At 65.2% G+C, this 15,755-nt stretch carries 17 protein-coding genes and 2 tRNA genes; 10 read left to right on the forward strand and 9 right to left on the reverse strand.

Annotation, left to right across the window (positions count from 1 at the left end; translation table 11 throughout):
* Positions 1–42 precede the first annotated feature (42 nt).
* A tRNA-Leu gene (locus tag GRI48_RS05705) sits at positions 43–127 on the reverse strand.
* 124 nt (positions 128–251) lie between these two features.
* Between GRI48_RS05705 and GRI48_RS05710 the strand changes: the two genes are divergently transcribed.
* The 3 genes from GRI48_RS05710 to GRI48_RS05720 are packed head-to-tail and all read left to right on the forward strand — an operon-like array spanning position 252 to position 2,558.
* Positions 252–572 (forward strand): DUF3297 family protein, encoded by a 321-nt coding sequence (locus GRI48_RS05710; protein ID WP_160672654.1) that lies wholly within the window; start codon positions 252–254, stop codon positions 570–572.
* Between the two features lie 58 nt (positions 573–630).
* Positions 631–2,055, forward strand: a complete 1,425-nt coding sequence (gene der, locus GRI48_RS05715) for a ribosome biogenesis GTPase Der (RefSeq protein ID WP_160672657.1) — start codon at positions 631–633, stop codon at positions 2,053–2,055.
* Positions 2,056–2,057: 2 nt separating this feature from the next.
* Positions 2,058–2,558: a DUF2721 domain-containing protein gene (locus tag GRI48_RS05720; protein WP_237451860.1), complete on the forward strand. Its 501-nt coding sequence runs from the start codon at positions 2,058–2,060 to the stop codon at positions 2,556–2,558.
* Here the strand turns inward: GRI48_RS05720 and GRI48_RS05725 are convergent.
* The gene (locus GRI48_RS05725; protein ID WP_160672660.1) at positions 2,555–3,850 is read right to left on the reverse strand and encodes a DUF418 domain-containing protein; all 1,296 of its coding nucleotides are present in this window, start codon (positions 3,848–3,850) and stop codon (positions 2,555–2,557) included. The two genes, GRI48_RS05720 and GRI48_RS05725, sit on opposite strands and share 4 nt — an antisense overlap.
* A gap of 149 nt (positions 3,851–3,999) precedes the next feature.
* Here GRI48_RS05725 and GRI48_RS05730 point away from each other — a divergent pair, with 149 nt between their 5' ends.
* Genes GRI48_RS05730 through GRI48_RS05740 form a run of 3 tightly spaced genes read left to right on the forward strand, consistent with a single transcriptional unit; the run spans position 4,000 to position 6,512 of the window.
* Positions 4,000–4,716 carry a ParA family protein gene (locus tag GRI48_RS05730; protein ID WP_160672663.1) on the forward strand — a complete coding sequence of 239 codons (717 nt, stop codon included), beginning with the start codon at positions 4,000–4,002 and terminating at the stop codon, positions 4,714–4,716.
* A gap of 18 nt (positions 4,717–4,734) precedes the next feature.
* Entirely contained in the window at positions 4,735–5,190 is a 456-nt protein-coding gene (locus GRI48_RS05735; protein WP_160672666.1) for a hypothetical protein, read from the forward strand.
* Between the two features lie 32 nt (positions 5,191–5,222).
* On the forward strand, positions 5,223–6,512 hold the full coding sequence (locus GRI48_RS05740; RefSeq protein WP_160672669.1) for an SPOR domain-containing protein: 1,290 nt from the start codon (positions 5,223–5,225) through the stop codon (positions 6,510–6,512).
* A gap of 70 nt (positions 6,513–6,582) precedes the next feature.
* On the opposite strand, the gene GRI48_RS05745 is transcribed toward GRI48_RS05740, so the two are convergent.
* Both GRI48_RS05745 and GRI48_RS05750 read right to left on the reverse strand, forming a co-directional pair.
* Complete coding sequence (locus GRI48_RS05745) at positions 6,583–7,812, reverse strand: dihydroorotase (RefSeq protein WP_160672672.1); 1,230 nt, start codon at positions 7,810–7,812, stop codon at positions 6,583–6,585.
* The gene (locus GRI48_RS05750) at positions 7,809–8,834 is read right to left on the reverse strand and encodes an aspartate carbamoyltransferase catalytic subunit (protein ID WP_160672676.1); all 1,026 of its coding nucleotides are present in this window, start codon (positions 8,832–8,834) and stop codon (positions 7,809–7,811) included. Before GRI48_RS05750 ends, GRI48_RS05745 begins: the two co-directional genes overlap by 4 nt.
* Positions 8,835–8,960: 126 nt before the next feature.
* Between GRI48_RS05750 and sppA the strand changes: the two genes are divergently transcribed.
* The 4 genes from sppA (at position 8,961) to GRI48_RS05770 (ending at position 13,567) form a co-directional block, all read left to right on the forward strand.
* Positions 8,961–10,844, forward strand: coding sequence for a signal peptide peptidase SppA (sppA, locus tag GRI48_RS05755; protein WP_160672679.1), 1,884 nt, complete (start codon positions 8,961–8,963; stop codon positions 10,842–10,844).
* A gap of 72 nt (positions 10,845–10,916) precedes the next feature.
* Positions 10,917–10,991 (forward strand) — tRNA-Val (locus tag GRI48_RS05760).
* A 207-nt stretch (positions 10,992–11,198) separates the two neighbouring features.
* On the forward strand, positions 11,199–12,356 hold the full coding sequence (locus GRI48_RS05765; RefSeq protein ID WP_160672682.1) for an HNH endonuclease: 1,158 nt from the start codon (positions 11,199–11,201) through the stop codon (positions 12,354–12,356).
* Between the two features lie 2 nt (positions 12,357–12,358).
* Positions 12,359–13,567 (forward strand): DNA cytosine methyltransferase, encoded by a 1,209-nt coding sequence (locus GRI48_RS05770; RefSeq protein ID WP_140928922.1) that lies wholly within the window; start codon positions 12,359–12,361, stop codon positions 13,565–13,567.
* A gap of 175 nt (positions 13,568–13,742) precedes the next feature.
* Here the strand turns inward: GRI48_RS05770 and GRI48_RS05775 are convergent, their stop codons facing one another.
* The 5 genes from GRI48_RS05775 to GRI48_RS05795 are packed head-to-tail and all read right to left on the reverse strand — an operon-like array spanning position 13,743 to position 15,746.
* Positions 13,743–14,072 carry a hypothetical protein gene (locus GRI48_RS05775; protein WP_160672685.1) on the reverse strand — a complete coding sequence of 110 codons (330 nt, stop codon included), beginning with the start codon at positions 14,070–14,072 and terminating at the stop codon, positions 13,743–13,745.
* Positions 14,063–14,437, reverse strand: coding sequence for a hypothetical protein (locus GRI48_RS05780; RefSeq protein WP_160672688.1), 375 nt, complete (start codon positions 14,435–14,437; stop codon positions 14,063–14,065). Before GRI48_RS05780 ends, GRI48_RS05775 begins: the two co-directional genes overlap by 10 nt.
* On the reverse strand, positions 14,434–14,835 hold the full coding sequence (locus GRI48_RS05785) for a hypothetical protein (protein ID WP_160672691.1): 402 nt from the start codon (positions 14,833–14,835) through the stop codon (positions 14,434–14,436). Before GRI48_RS05785 ends, GRI48_RS05780 begins: the two co-directional genes overlap by 4 nt.
* Positions 14,810–15,256 (reverse strand): hypothetical protein, encoded by a 447-nt coding sequence (locus GRI48_RS05790; RefSeq protein WP_160672694.1) that lies wholly within the window; start codon positions 15,254–15,256, stop codon positions 14,810–14,812. The genes GRI48_RS05785 and GRI48_RS05790 overlap by 26 nt, the downstream gene beginning before the upstream one ends.
* Positions 15,243–15,746: a hypothetical protein gene (locus GRI48_RS05795; RefSeq protein ID WP_160672697.1), complete on the reverse strand. Its 504-nt coding sequence runs from the start codon at positions 15,744–15,746 to the stop codon at positions 15,243–15,245. Before GRI48_RS05795 ends, GRI48_RS05790 begins: the two co-directional genes overlap by 14 nt.
* Between the last annotated feature and the right edge of the window lie 9 nt (positions 15,747–15,755).

The following is a 15,755-nucleotide window of genomic DNA, read 5'->3' on the forward strand; positions in this document are numbered from 1 at the left end:
TCAAAAATCTCGTCAGTTGTCGATTGGGCTGCGGCGGCGGGCTGGTGCGGGCGAAGGGACTCGAACCCCCACATCTTTCGATACTGGTACCTAAAACCAGCGCGTCTACCAGTTCCGCCACGCCCGCTAGCCCGAACGAAGCCGCGCCAAGGCGGGGCCTTCGCGTCAAGGATGCGCCCCTTAAAGACGCCCGCACGAAAGGGCAAGCGCACAGTCTTGCCGCGAGCGGGTTTGCGCTCTAACGGGCGCACATGAGCGACGAACAGACTTCCGACACCACCGGCGAAACGACCAAGGCGAACGAGCCCTCGGACGTGCCGCCCGACCGTCTGTCGGTGAATTTCAAGAGCGAACATTTCGATTCCGACGTCCTGCAGCGCGGTGTGCGCATCAAGTTCAAGGGAACCGAGCGGACCAATATCGAGGAATATTCGATCTCCGAAGGCTGGGTGCGCGTGCAGGCCGGCAAGACGATGGACCGCAAGGGCAACCCGCTGACCATCAAACTGAATGGCCCCGTCGAAGCCTGGTACGACGACCTCGGCGACGACCCGCCGGTCGCCAAAGCCTGACCTTACCGACCCACCAGCCTTGCCAAGCGGGCCCGGAGGGGCCACCTCCCGATCCGCAATGAGTGCCCAAGTCATCATCATCGGCCGACCCAACGTCGGCAAGTCCACGCTGTTCAACCGGCTGGTCGGCAAGAAGCTTGCGCTGGTCGACGACCAGGGCGGCGTTACCCGGGACCGGCGGATGGGCGACGCGTTTCTCGCCGGCATGCCGTTCACCGTGATCGACACGGCCGGTTGGGAGGATGACGATCCCGAAACCCTGCCCGGCCGGATGCGCAAGCAGACCGAGGTCAGCGTCGAAGGTGCCGACGCGGCGCTGTTCGTGATCGATTCGCGTGCCGGGATTACCCCGCTCGACGAGGAAATCGCCCGCTGGCTGCGCCAGCAGGACGTGCCCGTCGTGATGGTTGCCAATAAGGCAGAGGGCAAGGCCGGGGACGGCGGCATCATGGATGCCTTCGCGCTCGGCTTCGGCGACCCGGTTCCGCTCAGCGCCGAGCATGGCGAAGGCGTTGCCGACCTGTTCGATGCGCTGTGGCCGATCATCGGCGAGAAGGCGGAAGGCGGCCAGGACGATGGCGATGGCGATGCCGCTGGCGAGGACGACGAGGACGCGCCGCTCGGTCCGCTCAAGCTGGCGATCGTCGGCCGACCCAATGCGGGCAAGTCGACGCTGATCAACCAGATGCTGGGCGAAGATCGGTTACTGACCGGCCCGGAAGCCGGGATCACCCGCGATTCGATCGCGGTCGACTGGCAGTGGACCAATCCGGCGAACGGGGAGACCCGCGACATCCGGCTGATCGACACGGCCGGCATGCGCAAGAAACGCAACGTGGTCGAAAAACTGGAAAAGCTGTCCGTCGCCGACGCGCGCCGCGCAGTCGACTTCGCCGAAGTGGTCGTCCTGCTGCTCGATGCGACGCAAGGGCTCGAGCACCAGGATCTCAAGATCGCCAGCATGGTCCTGGAAGAAGGCCGTGCGCTGATGGTCGCGATCAACAAGTGGGACATCGCCGAAAATGCCAGCAGCCTGTTCAACGGCATCCGCGAGGCGCTGAACGAAGGCTTGGCGCAGGTCCGCGGCGTGCCGCTCTTCGCGGTTTCCGCACGCACCGGCAAGGGCATCGACCAGATGCTTGGCGCTGCCTTCGAATTGCGTGACAGCTGGTCGAAGCGCGTACCGACCGCCGCGCTCAATCGGTGGTTCGACGATGCGCTCGAAGCCAACCCGCCGCCCGCGCCCAAGGGCAAGCGGATCAAGCTGCGATACATCACCCAGGCCGGCACGCGACCACCGCGTTTCGTGGTCTTCGGCACCCGGCTCGACATGCTGCCCAAGAGCTACGAGCGCTATCTGGTCAACGGCATCCGGCGCGAACTCGGGTTCGATGCGGTACCGGTGCGCGTCGTGCTCAAGAGCCCGAAGAACCCCTATAACGACAACAAGGGCGGCGGCGGCAATTACAGCGGATCGTCGTGACGATGATGTTCGAGGCGATGGTTGCGGCGCTTGCGCTGCCCGATCCGGGGGACCTGGTCTCCCGCACCAGCAGTTCCGCGCGGGTGCAGCATGTCGTCCAGCTGAGCCTTGCGCCCGCGTTCCTGCTGGCAGGCATCGGCGCGGTGATGAACGTGATGACTAACCGGCTCATCTGGGTCGCCAACCGGATCGAGCGCATCATGCAGCTTGACGAGGAAGACCGGGCCGGCACCCTGGTCGAAGACCTGCCGGCGTTGGAGAAACGGCGCGTGCTGGCCCAGCGCGCGGTGATGCTGTCGACCGCCTCGGCCGTCTCGATCAGCGTCGTGATCGCCCTGCTTTTCACCAGTGCGTTCGTCCGCCCGCAGATGGGCACGCTGATCGCGATCGCATGGATCGTCACCATGCTGTTCCTGATGGCAGGGCTCGTCACCTTCCTGCTCGAAACGCGGACCGCGGCCCGCCGCAATCGCGAGCGCATGAAGCGAAGCTTGCGGCGCTAGCGGCGGAACGGAAACAGCCGCCAGTAGGTGAGGCAGCGCCATAGCCATTCCAGCGGTCCCTGGGCATGGCGCTCCAGCCAGGGTTTCGACCATGCGAGCATGGCCGCCCACCCGAGCAGAACGAAGCCCGCCAGTTCCAGCCTGGTGAACGAGCCGAACAGCCCCAGTCCCCAGCCCTGGAAGATCAGCGCCATGAGCAATGACGTGCCGATGTAATTGGAAAACGCCATGCGCCCGGCGGCGATGATCCGCTGCCCCACCTTGCCGTACGCGAAGCGCGGCAGATAGGCCAGCAGCAGGAACAGCCATGCCAGCGTCATCGGCAGGCGCTGAAGGGGCATCAGCGCATGGGTGTAATACCCGATCGTCTCGATCGACAGGCCTTGTGCCAGTGGCACCCGGGCGAGCGCCAGCGCGGTGGCGATCCCGACTGCAGCCAGCCCCCAGCCCCACAGCTTCAGCCTGCCCGATCCGGCGCCGCGCGCGAACAGCCCGAGCCGGTAGAGCGCGATGCCGATCAGCATCATCGGGAAACTGTCGAACAGCGCGTCGATCGAGCCGGCCAGGTACCGATAGGCATGCGCCGCCTGCTTGTGCGCGACGATCTGCGCCAGGCTGCCGTCGCGCATCCGGCTCCGGTCCGTCAACGCCTGCTCGCGCAGATCCGCGTAATCGTACGCCCTGCCTGCGAAGGGGGACGCGTTGCCTTCTTCGCCGCTGGCCGCGAGCGCCGGCGGCTCCAGCGCGGCACCGTAGCTCGCCATGTCGAGTGGGACCATCGCGAGATAGAGCGTCGCGCCGAGCGACAGCAGCAGTGCCGGTGGCAGCCGCGTCATCATCATCGCGAAGAAGCCCCAGAAGGCATAGGCAGCGAGAATGTCACCCCGGAACAGCAGGTAGAAATGCGCGATGCCGAAGGCGAGCAGCCAGCCCAGCCGTCGCACCTGCAAGGCAACGCCGACCCCGCCCTTCGCTTCCACCCGATCGATAAACAGCGCCAGTCCGGCACCGAACAGGATTGCGAACAGCGAACGCATCTTCCCGTCGACGAAGACGAGATCGAACAGCCATACCGCGATCGATCCTTCATCGAGCGGACCGAAAATCGACGGCCAGCCCGATTCCATGCTCGAGAGCGCATAACCGGTGATATTGGCGGCCAGGATGCCGAGTACCGCGACGCCGCGGATGAAATCGAGCGAGACCAGCCGGTCGGCCGCCGCATCGCCCAGCGGGGCAAAGGTTTGCCCGGCGTCCGCTGTACCTTCCCCATCGACCCTGTCCGCGACCATCGGGCTCTCATGGCAGACCGTGCGCTGCGGACAAGCACGAAGACGCGAGCGAACCCATTAACCCAAAATTAGGGGTATCCAGCGATATCCGGTCTGGAACCGCCGTTTCGGGCGGAGATCACGGGGTTTTTCAGTAGGGGGACCAGGCCTTGCGAGTACTGGCTTTGGCATCGCAGAAAGGCGGATCGGGCAAGACGACATTGTCTGGCCATCTCGCCGTACAGGCACAACGCGCGGGCGCAGGCCCGGTCGTGCTGATCGACATCGACCCGCAGGGGTCGCTCGCCGATTGGTGGAACGAGCGCGAGGCAGAGCTGCCCGCCTTCGCCCAGACGACCGTCGCACGGCTCGCCAACGACCTCAACGTCTTGCGTCAGCAGGGCTTCAAGCTGGCCGTGATCGACACGCCGCCGGCGATCACCATGGCTATCCAGTCGGTGATTTCCGTCGCCGAACTGATCGTCGTACCGACCCGCCCGTCCCCGCACGATCTGCGCGCCGTCGGCGCAACGGTCGACCTGTGCGAACGCGCCGGCAAGCCGCTGGTTTTCGTGGTCAATGCCGCGACGCCCAAGGCCAAGATCACTTCGGAGGCCGCCGTCGCGCTGTCGCAGCACGGCACGGTTGCCCCGATCACCCTCCACCACCGGACCGACTTCGCGGCCTCGATGATCGACGGTCGCACGGTGATGGAAGTCGATCCTGAATGTCGCTCGGCTGCCGAAGTCACCGCGCTCTGGAAATACATCTCGGACCGGCTGGAGAAGAACTTCCGCCGCACCATCTTCGCGGCGCCCAATACCCAGGCGCAGAACCCCGGCGCACATCGCCCGGCCGGCGGTTTCGGCCGTCGCGTAGCGCAGTAATCGAAAGGGACGGGCCCGATGTCCGATCTCGGTTTCGCTTCGCTCAACCAGTCGCTGCTCGCTCGCAAGGGTGGCGCAAAGCCGGCGATGCGCTCGCAGCTCGGCAGCGTTTCGACCCTGCCGCTCGCCGCTAACGCGGTGGATGCGCTGGAGGACCTGGGATGGAACGATCTGGGTGAGGACGAGCCGCATAGCGCCGAGATCGTCGAGCTGACCCCGCCCCAAGGCAAGCGGGCCGAAATCGCCAAGGCACGGGACGTGGTCACGCAGACCAAGCCGCGCCAGCAGACGAAAGCCAAGGGCAAGCGCGCCGCCTTCACGCTGCGGCTCGATGCGGAGCGCCATCTCAAGCTGCGCCTTGCCGCGACGATCCGCGACCGCAGCGCCCAGGAACTCGTGACCGAAGCGCTCGATGCGCTGCTCGATTCGATGCCGGATGTCGGCGCGCTGGCCTCGCAGGTCGAGACGCGCTGATCGGGCGACAGGTACTTCAGGAGGGAAGAACGATGAAAACCATGCACAACAAGCGGCTGCTCGGCCTCGCGCTCTCGACGGCGCTGACGTCGGTGGCGCTCTCGGGCTGCACCACCTCCGATGCTTCCCGTTCGGCCCATTCGGCAAGCGCGGCGCCGGCGCAGTACAGCCACGGCATCGGATCCGCCGAAGCTGCAATCGCGGCCAGTCCGCGCAACGCGGACTATCGCGCCCTCGCAGCCTCTGCCTATCTCGAAGCCGGTCGCTTCGCTTCTGCCGAGCAGGCCTATGCCGAAGCGATCGAGCTTGGCGACAATTCCGCTCGCACGGCACTCAGCCACGCGCTCGCCGCGATCGGTGCGGGCCGGCAGGACGTGGCGCTCGCCACGCTTGCGCGCTGGGACGGAGCGATGGACGCGGGCGATTACGGTCTTGCGCTCGCGCTGGCCGGCCGCCCGCAGCAGGGCGCACACGTTCTCGGAAACGCGATCCGCCAGGGACAGAACACCGCGAAGGTGCGGCAGAACCTCGCCTATGCGATGGCGCTGGCAGGTGACTGGCGCGCCGCGCGCGTGATGGCTGCCGAAGACGTGCCCGCAGACCAGCTGGGCGCTCGCCTCGGCGACTGGGCCTCTACCTCGGCGCCGGAATTCTACCAGGTCCGCGTCGCGAACCTGCTCGGCGTGCCGATCGTCGCCGATGCTGGAATGCCGACTCATCTCGCCCTGGCGAATACGCCTGAATCGCAGGTCCAGCTCGCTGCGGCCGACGATTTCGACACCGCGTTCGAAGCCGAAGATAGCGACAGCGATGCCGTGGCCCTTGCCGCCTACGAAACGCCGAGCGATCCGGTCCAGACGGTCGCGCTTGCCAGCGACGGAGTGCGCTACATCTCGAGGGCAGTCATCCAGCAGATCCCCGCTCGCAGCGAGGCGCAGGCCGCGCCGGTCCGCGTGGCGAAGGCCGAAGCGCGCCCCGCCCAGGTTAGCAGGGCCAAGCCTGCCACAAAGGCTCCGGCCAAGCTGGTTTCGGGCGACCACCGTATCCAGCTCGGCTCGTTCCTCGACGAGGCGCAGGCTGAACGTGCCAAAACGGTCTACGCGAAGAAGTATCCGCAGCTCGACAGCGGTTCCTTCCAGGTCGCCAGGGCGCAGGTAAACGGGAAGACCTACTACCGCGTGTCGGCAGGCGGCATGGCCCGGGCATCGGCCCGGTCGATGTGCTCGACGATCACGGCGAAGGGCGAAGGCTGCATGGCCTATGCCGGCTCCACCAGTCTCCCGGGCACTTCCAACAAGGATGTTCGGGTCGCCGCGCGGTAACGTCCGCGCCCGAAAATGCAGTGAGTGAACCTGCCCCTCCCCTGACCGGGAGGGGTTTTCTTTTGCCGTCCTAGTCGCCGACCGGGATGCCGCCCTTGTAGAGCGCCAGCACGCGGCCCTGCATGGGCTGGCCATCGAACGGCGTATTGCCGGCGGTGGCCTCCATCTGACCGCTGTCGACGATCCACGGCTTGTCGGGGTCGATGATCGCGACATCGGCTTCGAAGCCGCGGGTGAGCGCACCTGCCTCCAACCCGAGCAGTTTCGCAGGGTTGGCGGCCAGCAGCTCGAACGCCTGCTTCAGGTCGATGACCTCGTCGCGCACCAGCGTCAGGACTAGCGCGAGCAGCGTTTCCGCCCCCGCCATACCGGGCGCGGCATCGGCGAATGGCAGTCGCTTGTCCTCCGGTCCGCGCGGATCGTGCCCGGACGAAACAACCGAGATCGTCCCGTCGCCGATCGCCTCGACCACCGCTTGCCGGTCATCTTCGCTGCGCAGCGGCGGCGACAGGCGGGCAAAAGTGCGGAAGCCGCCCGTGGCGAGATCGGACAGCATGAAGTGCGCCGGGGTAACTCCTGCGCTTACCGAAACCCCGCGCGCCTGAGCCTTGCGCACCAGGGCGAGCGCAGCGCGCGTCGTCACTTGCCGGAAGTGCAGCCGCGCACCGGTCATTTCGGCGAGCGCGATGTCTCGGGCAACCGCAAGCGATTCGGCTTCGGCAGGCGCGCTCGGCAGGCCGAGCCGGGTTGCCATTTCGCCCGCAGTAGCCGCGGCCTCTCCGGCCAATCCGCCGTCTTCGGCATGTGCGATGACGACGTGGTCGAGCATGGCGGCATACTGGAGAACCCGCAGCATGACGCCCGAATCGGCGATCCAGCGCCGTCCCGTCGCGATCGCCCTCGCCCCCGCATCGCGAAGCAGGGCGATTTCCGCGAGCCGCTCGCCGCCCAGGTCGCGGGTCGCCGCAGCCAGCGGGTGAACCCACAGGTCCGGCTTGCCGCTCAGCGCCACGAACCGCACCCTCTCCGGGTAATCGAGTGGCGGCGACTGGTCGGGCATCAGCGCAGCGCGGGTGATACCCCCGAAATGGAAGGCCGGCTTGTCGATCGCGAAGACGCCGCAATCGACCAGGCCTGGCGCCACGATCTTGCCCTTCGCATCGACGATCGTATCGCCGGGAGCGCCCTCTGCGACGAACTCGTCGATCCGTCCTTCGACGAGCCGCAGCGCGCCTTCGCGAATACCGTCGGGCGTGACCAGCTGCGCGTTCGTGATGGTGACCGGAGTCGACAGTTTCATGCTAGCTCTTCCCAGCCGTCGATCCCGCGGGCGCGACGGGTCAGCACGTCGAGGCATGCCATGCGGATCGCAACGCCCATCTCGACCTGCCTCGTGATAATCGAGCGGTCGAGCATGTCGGCCACGTCGCTGTCGATCTCGACCCCGCGGTTCATCGGACCGGGATGCATCACCAGCGCGTCGGGTGCGTGGCGCTGCAGCCGGTCCTGCGTCAGCCCGTAGAGATGATGGTACTCGCGTTCCGAAGGAATGAAGGCACCCTGCATCCGCTCATTCTGCAGCCGCAGCATCATAACGACGTCACTACCCTTCAGCGCCGTATCGAAATCGTGAAACGGCTGACCGCCCATGGCTTCGACGCCAGCAGGCATCAGTGCCGGCGGGGCGCACAGCCGCACCGAGGCGCCCAGTGCCTGCAGGCACAGCAGGTTGGATCGCGCGACCCGGCTGTGCAGGATGTCGCCGCAGATCGTAACGGTCATGCCGGTGAAATCCTCACCGTTGTTGCCCCGCTCGCGCAGGGCATGGCGCAGCGCGAGCGCGTCGAGCAGGCCTTGCGTGGGATGTTCGTGCTGCCCGTCGCCGGCGTTGAGGACGGGGCAATCGACCTTGCTCGCGATCAGTTCCACCGCACCGCTCGACCCGTGCCGGATGACGAGCGCGTCCGCGCGCATGGCGTTGAGCGTGATCGCGGTATCGATCAGCGTCTCGCCCTTCTTCACGCTGGACTGGGCGGCATGCATGTTCACCACGTCCGCGCCCAATCGCTTGCCGGCAATCTCGAAGCTCAGCAGCGTCCGGGTCGAATTCTCGAAGAAGGCATTGATGATCGTCAGGCCGGACAGCGCATCGGAATGCTTTGCCTTGCCGCGGTTGAACGACACCCACTGTTCGGCCTCTGCGAGCAGGAACAGGATTTCGTGCCGCTCGAGCTTGGCGATGCCGAGCAGGTCGCGATGCGGAAACGCAGCCGATCCCGCAGGAAAGCGGTCGCGCTGCATGCTGTGTGTCGCCGATGTCATTAAAGCGGCCCCCTTAAGCATAGCGGGCCGCTCACTCAAGCCAATTAACCGTGAAAGCTGGCATTCCGGTTAAGGCACCGCTATCCGCACGCCCTGAAAACAGGCAAGCACCAGGGAAGCACACCAATGAGTTTTGCAGGCAAGGTCTGGCGACTTCTGGTCGGAATCAAGGACGCGCTGGCGCTCCTCGTCCTGCTGCTGTTCTTCCTGGCTCTCTATGCGATCCTGTCCGCGCGGCCGAGCCCGGCAGAAGTGCGCGAAGGCGCGCTGCTGCTCCAGCTCGATGGCTTCGTGGTCGAGGAGGCCGAACGGGTCGATCCGCTGCAGGCGCTGCTGATGGGTGCCGCGCCGGTGCGCCAGTACCAAGCCCGCGATCTCGTCACTGCGATCGATGCGGCGGCCGACGACGATAGGATCAAGGTCGTGGTGCTCGATCTCGGCGGCTTCATGGGCGGCGGACAGGTCCATCTCCAGGACCTCGGCGCCGCCCTCGATCGGGTTCGCAAGGCCGGCAAGCCGGTGCTGACGCATTCGCTGTTCTACGGCGACGACGGCATGCTGCTGGCCGCCCACGCGAGCGAGGTCTGGCTCGAACCGATGGGAACCGCGATGGTCGCCGGTCCGGGGGGCTCCTTCCTGTTCTACAAGCGCCTGATCGACAAGCTGGCGGTCAATCCGCACATCTACCGCGTCGGCACGTTCAAGTCCGCGGTGGAGCCTTACGAGCGGACCGAGCTGTCGCCCGAAGCGCGCGAGAACCTGGAAAGCCTGTACGGTTCGCTGTGGGCGGAATGGCAAGCCAACGTGAAGAAATCGCGGCCCAAGGCCGAGCTCGAACGGATCACCTCGGCGCCTGCCGAATGGATCGCCGCCAGCGACGGCGATCTGGCCAAGGCGGCGCTGGCCGGCGGCCTCGTCGACAAGCTCGGCAGCCGGGTCGCCTTCGGCGAGCGCGTCGCGCAGATCGCGGGCAAGGACGATTGGGACGAAACGCCGGGAAGTTACGCGTACACCGACCTGGACGCCTGGCTGGCGGATAACGAGCCGGAGTCCGAAGGATCGCCGATCGGCGTCATCACGATCGCGGGCACGATCGTCGATGGCGATTCCGGACCGGGGACCGCGGGCGGCGACCGCATCGCCGAACTGCTCGACGAAGCGCTGGCTGACGGCGATCTCAAAGGTCTCGTGGTGCGCGTCGATTCGCCCGGCGGAACGACGACGGCGTCCGAAGTCATCCGCGAGGCCATCCTCCGGGTGAAGGGCACGGGTATTCCGGTCGCCGTATCGATGGCCAATGTCGCGGCGAGCGGCGGCTACTGGGTTTCTACGCCCGGCGATCGCGTATTCGCGGAGCCGGAAACGATCACGGGGTCGATCGGCATCTACGCCGTCATCCCGAGCTTCGAGGGAACGGCCGAGAAGATCGGTGTCGATCCCGATCCGATTCGCACGACGCCGTTGTCGGGCCAGCCGGATCTCATCGGCGGGATCAGCCCTGAAATGGACGCGATCCTCCAATCGTCGGTCGAGAGCGGCTATGCCAAGTTCGTCGGGCTGGTCGCGAAATCGCGCTCGATGACGCCCGCTGCGGTCGACCGGATCGCGCAGGGCCGCGTGTGGGATGGCGGAACCGCCCGCCAGATCGGCCTCGTCGACCAGTATGGCGGGCTCGACGAAGCGCTCGCCTGGGTCGCGCAAAAGGCCGAACTCGCCGATGGCGACTGGCATCCGCGCTTCCTCGGGGCTGAAGAGCAACCCTACGACACCCTGCTGGGGCAATTGCTGCTGGCCGAGGAAAGCCAGGCGTCCGGCAGCGACATCTTCGCGGTGGTTGGGCGTCAGCGGCAAGCGCTGGAAGGCAGGATGATGGCCGATGCCGCGCGCTTGTTCGGGCCGGGCGGCGCGCAGGTCTATTGTCTCGAGTGCCCGGTTCAACTGCCCGGGTCGACCAGCGGTGCGGATCGCAGCGGATGGAAGGCGTGGCTGGCGGCGCTGATCGCCAGTTGACGCTTCGCGCTTGAAATGGCCCGGGTCGCGTGGCAAAGGCGCGCCGCTGCCGTATAGAGAGGCATCTCCGGCGGGCGCGTAGCTCAGTGGTAGAGCACACCCTTCACACGGGTGGGGTCGCAAGTTCAATCCTTGCCGCGCCCACCATCTTTTCAGATACTTAGCTGGAAAGATGACCCTGAAAATCCCCGCCAAATCCCTCCGGGGTACGATAGGGGTAGTCTCGGAAAAAAATTCCTGCCCTCCCCTTCGCCACGTCTAATTCACAATTTGGGCGGGGAATGTCCGCGCTCTCGACTGGCAAATCCGATCTCCGCGAGCTAGCAACACAACTCGGCATTTGGCGGAGTTTTCATGTGGCATTGGGATCAAGGTAGGCTCGACTATTTTCAGTTCGATGCGCTTCGCAAAATTGCCAAGTTCGCTACGTCTGCCGACATTAAGGCGGCACCAAACGCCGATCTCGTAGCAGCCGTAGGCCTCCCGTTTTCACCAAACACCCCCGGCTACGAGCGGCCTTGGCGAAATTACCAGCGCGTGTTCAAGCTCAGCCTGCTGGCGTTCGACGACGGCGGGATAGGACGCCCTACCGCCTTGGCAAAGCTGCTTGCCGACGACGGTAAAGTCACAAGCGACGAATACTTCCACTTTCTTGCCGAGGCCACGACCGATCCCTCTCCTGCCTTACAGGGATGGGACGCAACGGCCGAGATGCGCTATCCCCTCTTGTTCAGCCTCAAGTACGTTTTGGCCCGAGCCGCCGTAGGCGAACAATCAACTGCCTTCGGGAAGATCATCGACGCGTATGCCGGGTCTGGCTTCGTCGGGGACGAGGACCAAACTGCGTTCCTAGGCATCATCGACAAGACTTACCCCGTCATCACGAACAAGCGACAGGCTATCGAGAGCCTGCGTCGGGTGCTCGCGCAAATATCCTATCTTAGCTCGACGGCGAACACGCTCACCGTCTCCCTCGAGAAAAGCGACGCACACGAGGTTTTCGACCAACTCGATCCGGTCGGAGGGCCGAGGGACCCGGATGGCAACAAAGAGATTGCGCGGCTAGCGGCCCTATTCCCGTCGGCAACCGCCGATCTACACCTCGACTATAGCAACACCGTCGTCAGCGATGCGGTCGAGGCTGGCTTCGCGGAAGGCAACCGGGTCGAGAGGACGCACCTCAAGATCGAACGCAACTCAAAGCTGCGCGATGCCTTCTTCGAAGCCTATCCCTCCGCCGTGTGCGATTTCTGCGAAAAAGACACTTCGGACGAATATCCGTGGGTAGAACGTGTGCTAGATATACATCACGTGTTGCCACTTTGTTCCGGAACGCGTACGACTAAAGAGGGGACCGCTCTAGACGACCTCGTGGCCAACTGCCCGACGTGTCACAGAGCTGTTCACCGATACTACGGGCGATGGCTCAAAGCCCAAGGCAAGAAGGACTTCTCCGATGCGGCAGAAGCCCGGGCGGTCTACGAGGAGGCAAAAGGGAAATATGTGGGGTAGCTATGCTGGCTAGAAAATTCGCTAAGGAGCTCGTCGCTCTGTCATACGCAGAACAGGAGCGCCTCATTGCCAGAGCCCTCAAGGAGGAGGTCGATCTTTACGATCTACTCGAGGCCGAAGGTCTCAGCCTTGACGATCTCACTTATTCGGACAGTCGCACCCGTACCTGGAGTGGCGGTGCTCCTGTCGATCTCCGGTCATTCGAGAAGGTCGGCAAGGGCATCCCCGTCGTCAGCTTCTTCACGGGCTGCGGCGGCATGGATTTGGGCCTCGAAGCGCTGGGCTTCGAGAACGTGGCCGCCTTCGAGCACAACGAGATATTCTGCCGGACGTTGCGCAAGAACCGGCCGCAGTGGAATGTGTTCGGGCCGCCGTTCCACGACGGGGACGTTTCGAAGGTCGAGGACGTAATCGCGACGCTCGAGCCGCTCATTCAGAAGCCGTTCGAAGGATTGTTTGTCGGCGGCCCGCCTTGCCAACCGTTCTCGATTGCTGCCAATCAGAGGTTCGCGAAATGGGGAGATAACTTCAAGCGGGTGGGGTTCGATCACGCGAAGAACGGCAACCTCCTCTTCGACTTCGTGGCGCTCATCAAGGAGTTTAGGCCAGCCGCATTCCTCATAGAGAACGTCCCGGGACTTAGGGATATTGACGGCGGGGAACAATTGTCGGTGGCAATCAAGCAACTCGAGGATGCTGGTTACGAGGTAGCGGAACCGTCTGTCTTCGAGGCTGCGGACTACGGGGTGCCGCAATATCGGCAACGGATGTTCGTTGTCGGGTCTCGTACTGGCGGCAAGTTCGTAATCCCCGAAGCCCAAGAGCACGTCGGATGCGGTAGCGTCCTCGATGTTTTGCCCGGCCACAACGTACCGAACCACGAAACCCGGAAGCACAAGGCGGGCTCTCTCCAGAGGTATATGGTACTCGGTTACGGACAACGGGACCAGCTCGGCCGGGTCGATAGGCTCGATCCGACGCGCCCGTCCAAGACTGTCATCGCTGGGGGCACCAACGGTGGCGGAAGGTCTCACCTCCACCACGAAATTCCACGCACGTTGTCTGTGCGGGAGTGCGCGCGCTTACAGACCTTCCCGGACGATTATGTCTTTGTTGGCCCAACCGCTCGCCAGTTCACTCAGGTCGGCAACGCCGTTCCTCCGGTCTTGGCAGCGACGGTAGGGACGGCATTGGTCAAGGCCTTCTTCTAGACCGCGTAGGGGCTTGCATCGCTCGCTCGATTGCCGCACGGACCGCACAGCCGATTATGCGGCCCCTCGCTCTCGAAGGGCTTGCGGCATCGGAGGCAAGGCCGGGTCTCGGTCGGCAAGGGCTCGCCATGCACGTCCCGGCGCTTGCGCCCCATATGGGTCAGGCCCGCGTTGCTCATTCCCGGGCCATCAACATAAAGCCGTAGGCGCGCGATTGCTCCCTCGTCATCAGGCGCTTCGCCTCCTTCGTCCCGGGAGCTCCGCGCATCACATCCACCCAAATCTGTCGGTTGCCTTCGATGCGGCACATCTGCCCAAAGAAGGCCCCGAGCTCGGACATGGACACGTCGAAGAGGCGCGCGAAGCGGCGGATCATCGGCACGGTGGGCCAGCCGGTCGGCTCGGTTGCCCGAGCGTGGACGAGCGTGGCCAGGTGTGCCGCTCGGGTCCGCTCATCGAAGAAGTACGGGTAGGCGTCCTCGAGCGCTTCGCGCGTCACGTCCATTGGTCGCTTGCCTCATAGACAGCATCGGTGCGGGCCTTGCGGAAAGCGATCTCGGCCGAGCGCTCGGCACAGGCGAGCTCGATCAGCACCGGGTCAGTGCCGGAGTGGTCGAGGAGGGCCTTGCCGGGGGTGCAGCCCTTCTCGAGGGCGATCTCCCCGGCGCGCACCATCATCGCGTCCGCGTACTCGGCCGCCTTGTACAGCGGGGCAGCCTCGCCAGCGGCAACCTCGGCTGCGTTCTTGCGGAGCGCGGCAGTGCCACTCTTCAGGATAACGGCGGTTGCGCCCTTCACGGCGGGCACGTCCACGGTCGAAATCTCGTTCACGGTCATGTCGCGGACGATCATCTTCTTGGGCAGGGTCATTGTGCGGGTTCCTTTTCAGCGGGGAGAGAGGACAGGTCATTATCGACCTGCCGGGCTATCAGGGTGGCGATGGTCTGGGCCTTCGCCCGGGACTGGCGGGGCTGGTTCAGGTGGCGGAGGAGGTCCGGCGCGGACAACTCGAGCTCGCCCAGCAGCGTACCCCGGAACTGGTGCATCAACCGGGAGGCGGAATGCGCTTCGGAGCCGTACCGCTCCCGATACGCAGCGAGGAATGCCCGGTCGGCATCGAAGAGGTCATTCATCGCCTCACCGGCGGCCGCGATTGCGGACGAGAAGCGCTCGGCTGCCTCGACCTTCTCCGCCGCGATCTCGCGCAGGCGGTTGGTGTGTCCGCCGTCCGGCTCCGGCGCGTCAGGCCGCTTGTTCCAAATTCCCATTGTCGTCTCCTTCCATTCCGGTGGTGGGGTTGCCCAAGGACGAGCGCAGCGATGCGATCACGTCGCGCGCCTCCTTCGGCTCGAAGCCTGCTTCCTCGAGCTCGGCCCTTCGGGCGCTCCAGAATTGTTCATCGAATGTGGGCCGCTCGGCCTCGTCCCGGGCCTTCATCAAGACCCAGCGGTCATAGGTGCTGGTGGGCTCCCGCTCGCCCCGAATCAGCCGGTCCTCATGCCACAGGACGGCCAATTCGGGGGTCGCAGGCGCAGCCTCGCCCATCTCGTACAGGACCGAGATGCGCAGGGCGCGGCGCTCGGCCGGGGTCATCAGGCGATAGCCCACGGCAAAGGCGAGGTCATCGAGTGCGGTGTCCCGGTCCGCCGGGGCGAGCTCGAGGCGCTTGCGGGCCTCATCCCGGGTCATGGTCGATCACTCGGGTTGCGGCGGGAAGCTGCGGACGAAGGTTGCTGGCCATCTGCAAGGCGACCTTCGCCACGGCATCGCCAAGCACTCCCGCATCGAGGCTGTGCGTTACCTGCTTGTTCACAGCGATGGCGTTGGTCTCGCGGTAGTGGGGCAGCATCGCCCGGGCTCGAAGCTCGAGCAGGCGGTCCGAATACTTGCGGACCGTGCCGACGATCTTTTCCTTGTGGCGGCCGCCGAAGATGGGCTCCTCCCAACCCTCTTGCGCGCGCCGGTAAATCTCCGCCTCGATGCTGGCCTCGGCCGCCTCGACCGCTTCCTGCCACTGTGCCGCAAACTCCGGGTCCCGTTCGCGCTCGTCCTTGAAGGTCTGCACCGCACCGTACCGGGAAGAGGCGCGCGGGCTGGCGGCCCGGGCAGCGCGCACGAGGATGCCGTGGCGGGACAGCTCGAGGAGGAAGAGGCGCTTGCGGCGGTCGGTCAGCTTCATGGCGAAACG

It is taken from the genome of Qipengyuania oceanensis (genome assembly GCF_009827535.1).
GTDB classification, from domain to species: domain Bacteria; phylum Pseudomonadota; class Alphaproteobacteria; order Sphingomonadales; family Sphingomonadaceae; genus Qipengyuania_C; species Qipengyuania_C oceanensis.

Coding starts and splice junctions, on each gene's coding strand:
- GRI48_RS05710 (WP_160672654.1), top strand. CDS start 252: ATGAGCGACGAACAGACTTCCGACACCACCGGCGAAACGACCAAGGCG.
- der (WP_160672657.1), top strand. CDS start 631: ATGAGTGCCCAAGTCATCATCATCGGCCGACCCAACGTCGGCAAGTCC.
- GRI48_RS05720 (WP_237451860.1), top strand. CDS start 2,058: ATGATGTTCGAGGCGATGGTTGCGGCGCTTGCGCTGCCCGATCCGGGG.
- GRI48_RS05725 (WP_160672660.1), bottom strand. CDS start 3,850: ATGGTCGCGGACAGGGTCGATGGGGAAGGTACAGCGGACGCCGGGCAA.
- GRI48_RS05735 (WP_160672666.1), top strand. CDS start 4,735: ATGTCCGATCTCGGTTTCGCTTCGCTCAACCAGTCGCTGCTCGCTCGC.
- GRI48_RS05740 (WP_160672669.1), top strand. CDS start 5,223: ATGAAAACCATGCACAACAAGCGGCTGCTCGGCCTCGCGCTCTCGACG.
- GRI48_RS05745 (WP_160672672.1), bottom strand. CDS start 7,812: ATGAAACTGTCGACTCCGGTCACCATCACGAACGCGCAGCTGGTCACG.
- GRI48_RS05750 (WP_160672676.1), bottom strand. CDS start 8,834: ATGACATCGGCGACACACAGCATGCAGCGCGACCGCTTTCCTGCGGGA.
- sppA (WP_160672679.1), top strand. CDS start 8,961: ATGAGTTTTGCAGGCAAGGTCTGGCGACTTCTGGTCGGAATCAAGGAC.
- GRI48_RS05765 (WP_160672682.1), top strand. CDS start 11,199: ATGTGGCATTGGGATCAAGGTAGGCTCGACTATTTTCAGTTCGATGCG.
- GRI48_RS05770 (WP_140928922.1), top strand. CDS start 12,359: ATGCTGGCTAGAAAATTCGCTAAGGAGCTCGTCGCTCTGTCATACGCA.
- GRI48_RS05775 (WP_160672685.1), bottom strand. CDS start 14,072: ATGGACGTGACGCGCGAAGCGCTCGAGGACGCCTACCCGTACTTCTTC.
- GRI48_RS05780 (WP_160672688.1), bottom strand. CDS start 14,437: ATGACCCTGCCCAAGAAGATGATCGTCCGCGACATGACCGTGAACGAG.
- GRI48_RS05785 (WP_160672691.1), bottom strand. CDS start 14,835: ATGGGAATTTGGAACAAGCGGCCTGACGCGCCGGAGCCGGACGGCGGA.
- GRI48_RS05790 (WP_160672694.1), bottom strand. CDS start 15,256: ATGACCCGGGATGAGGCCCGCAAGCGCCTCGAGCTCGCCCCGGCGGAC.
- GRI48_RS05795 (WP_160672697.1), bottom strand. CDS start 15,746: ATGAAGCTGACCGACCGCCGCAAGCGCCTCTTCCTCCTCGAGCTGTCC.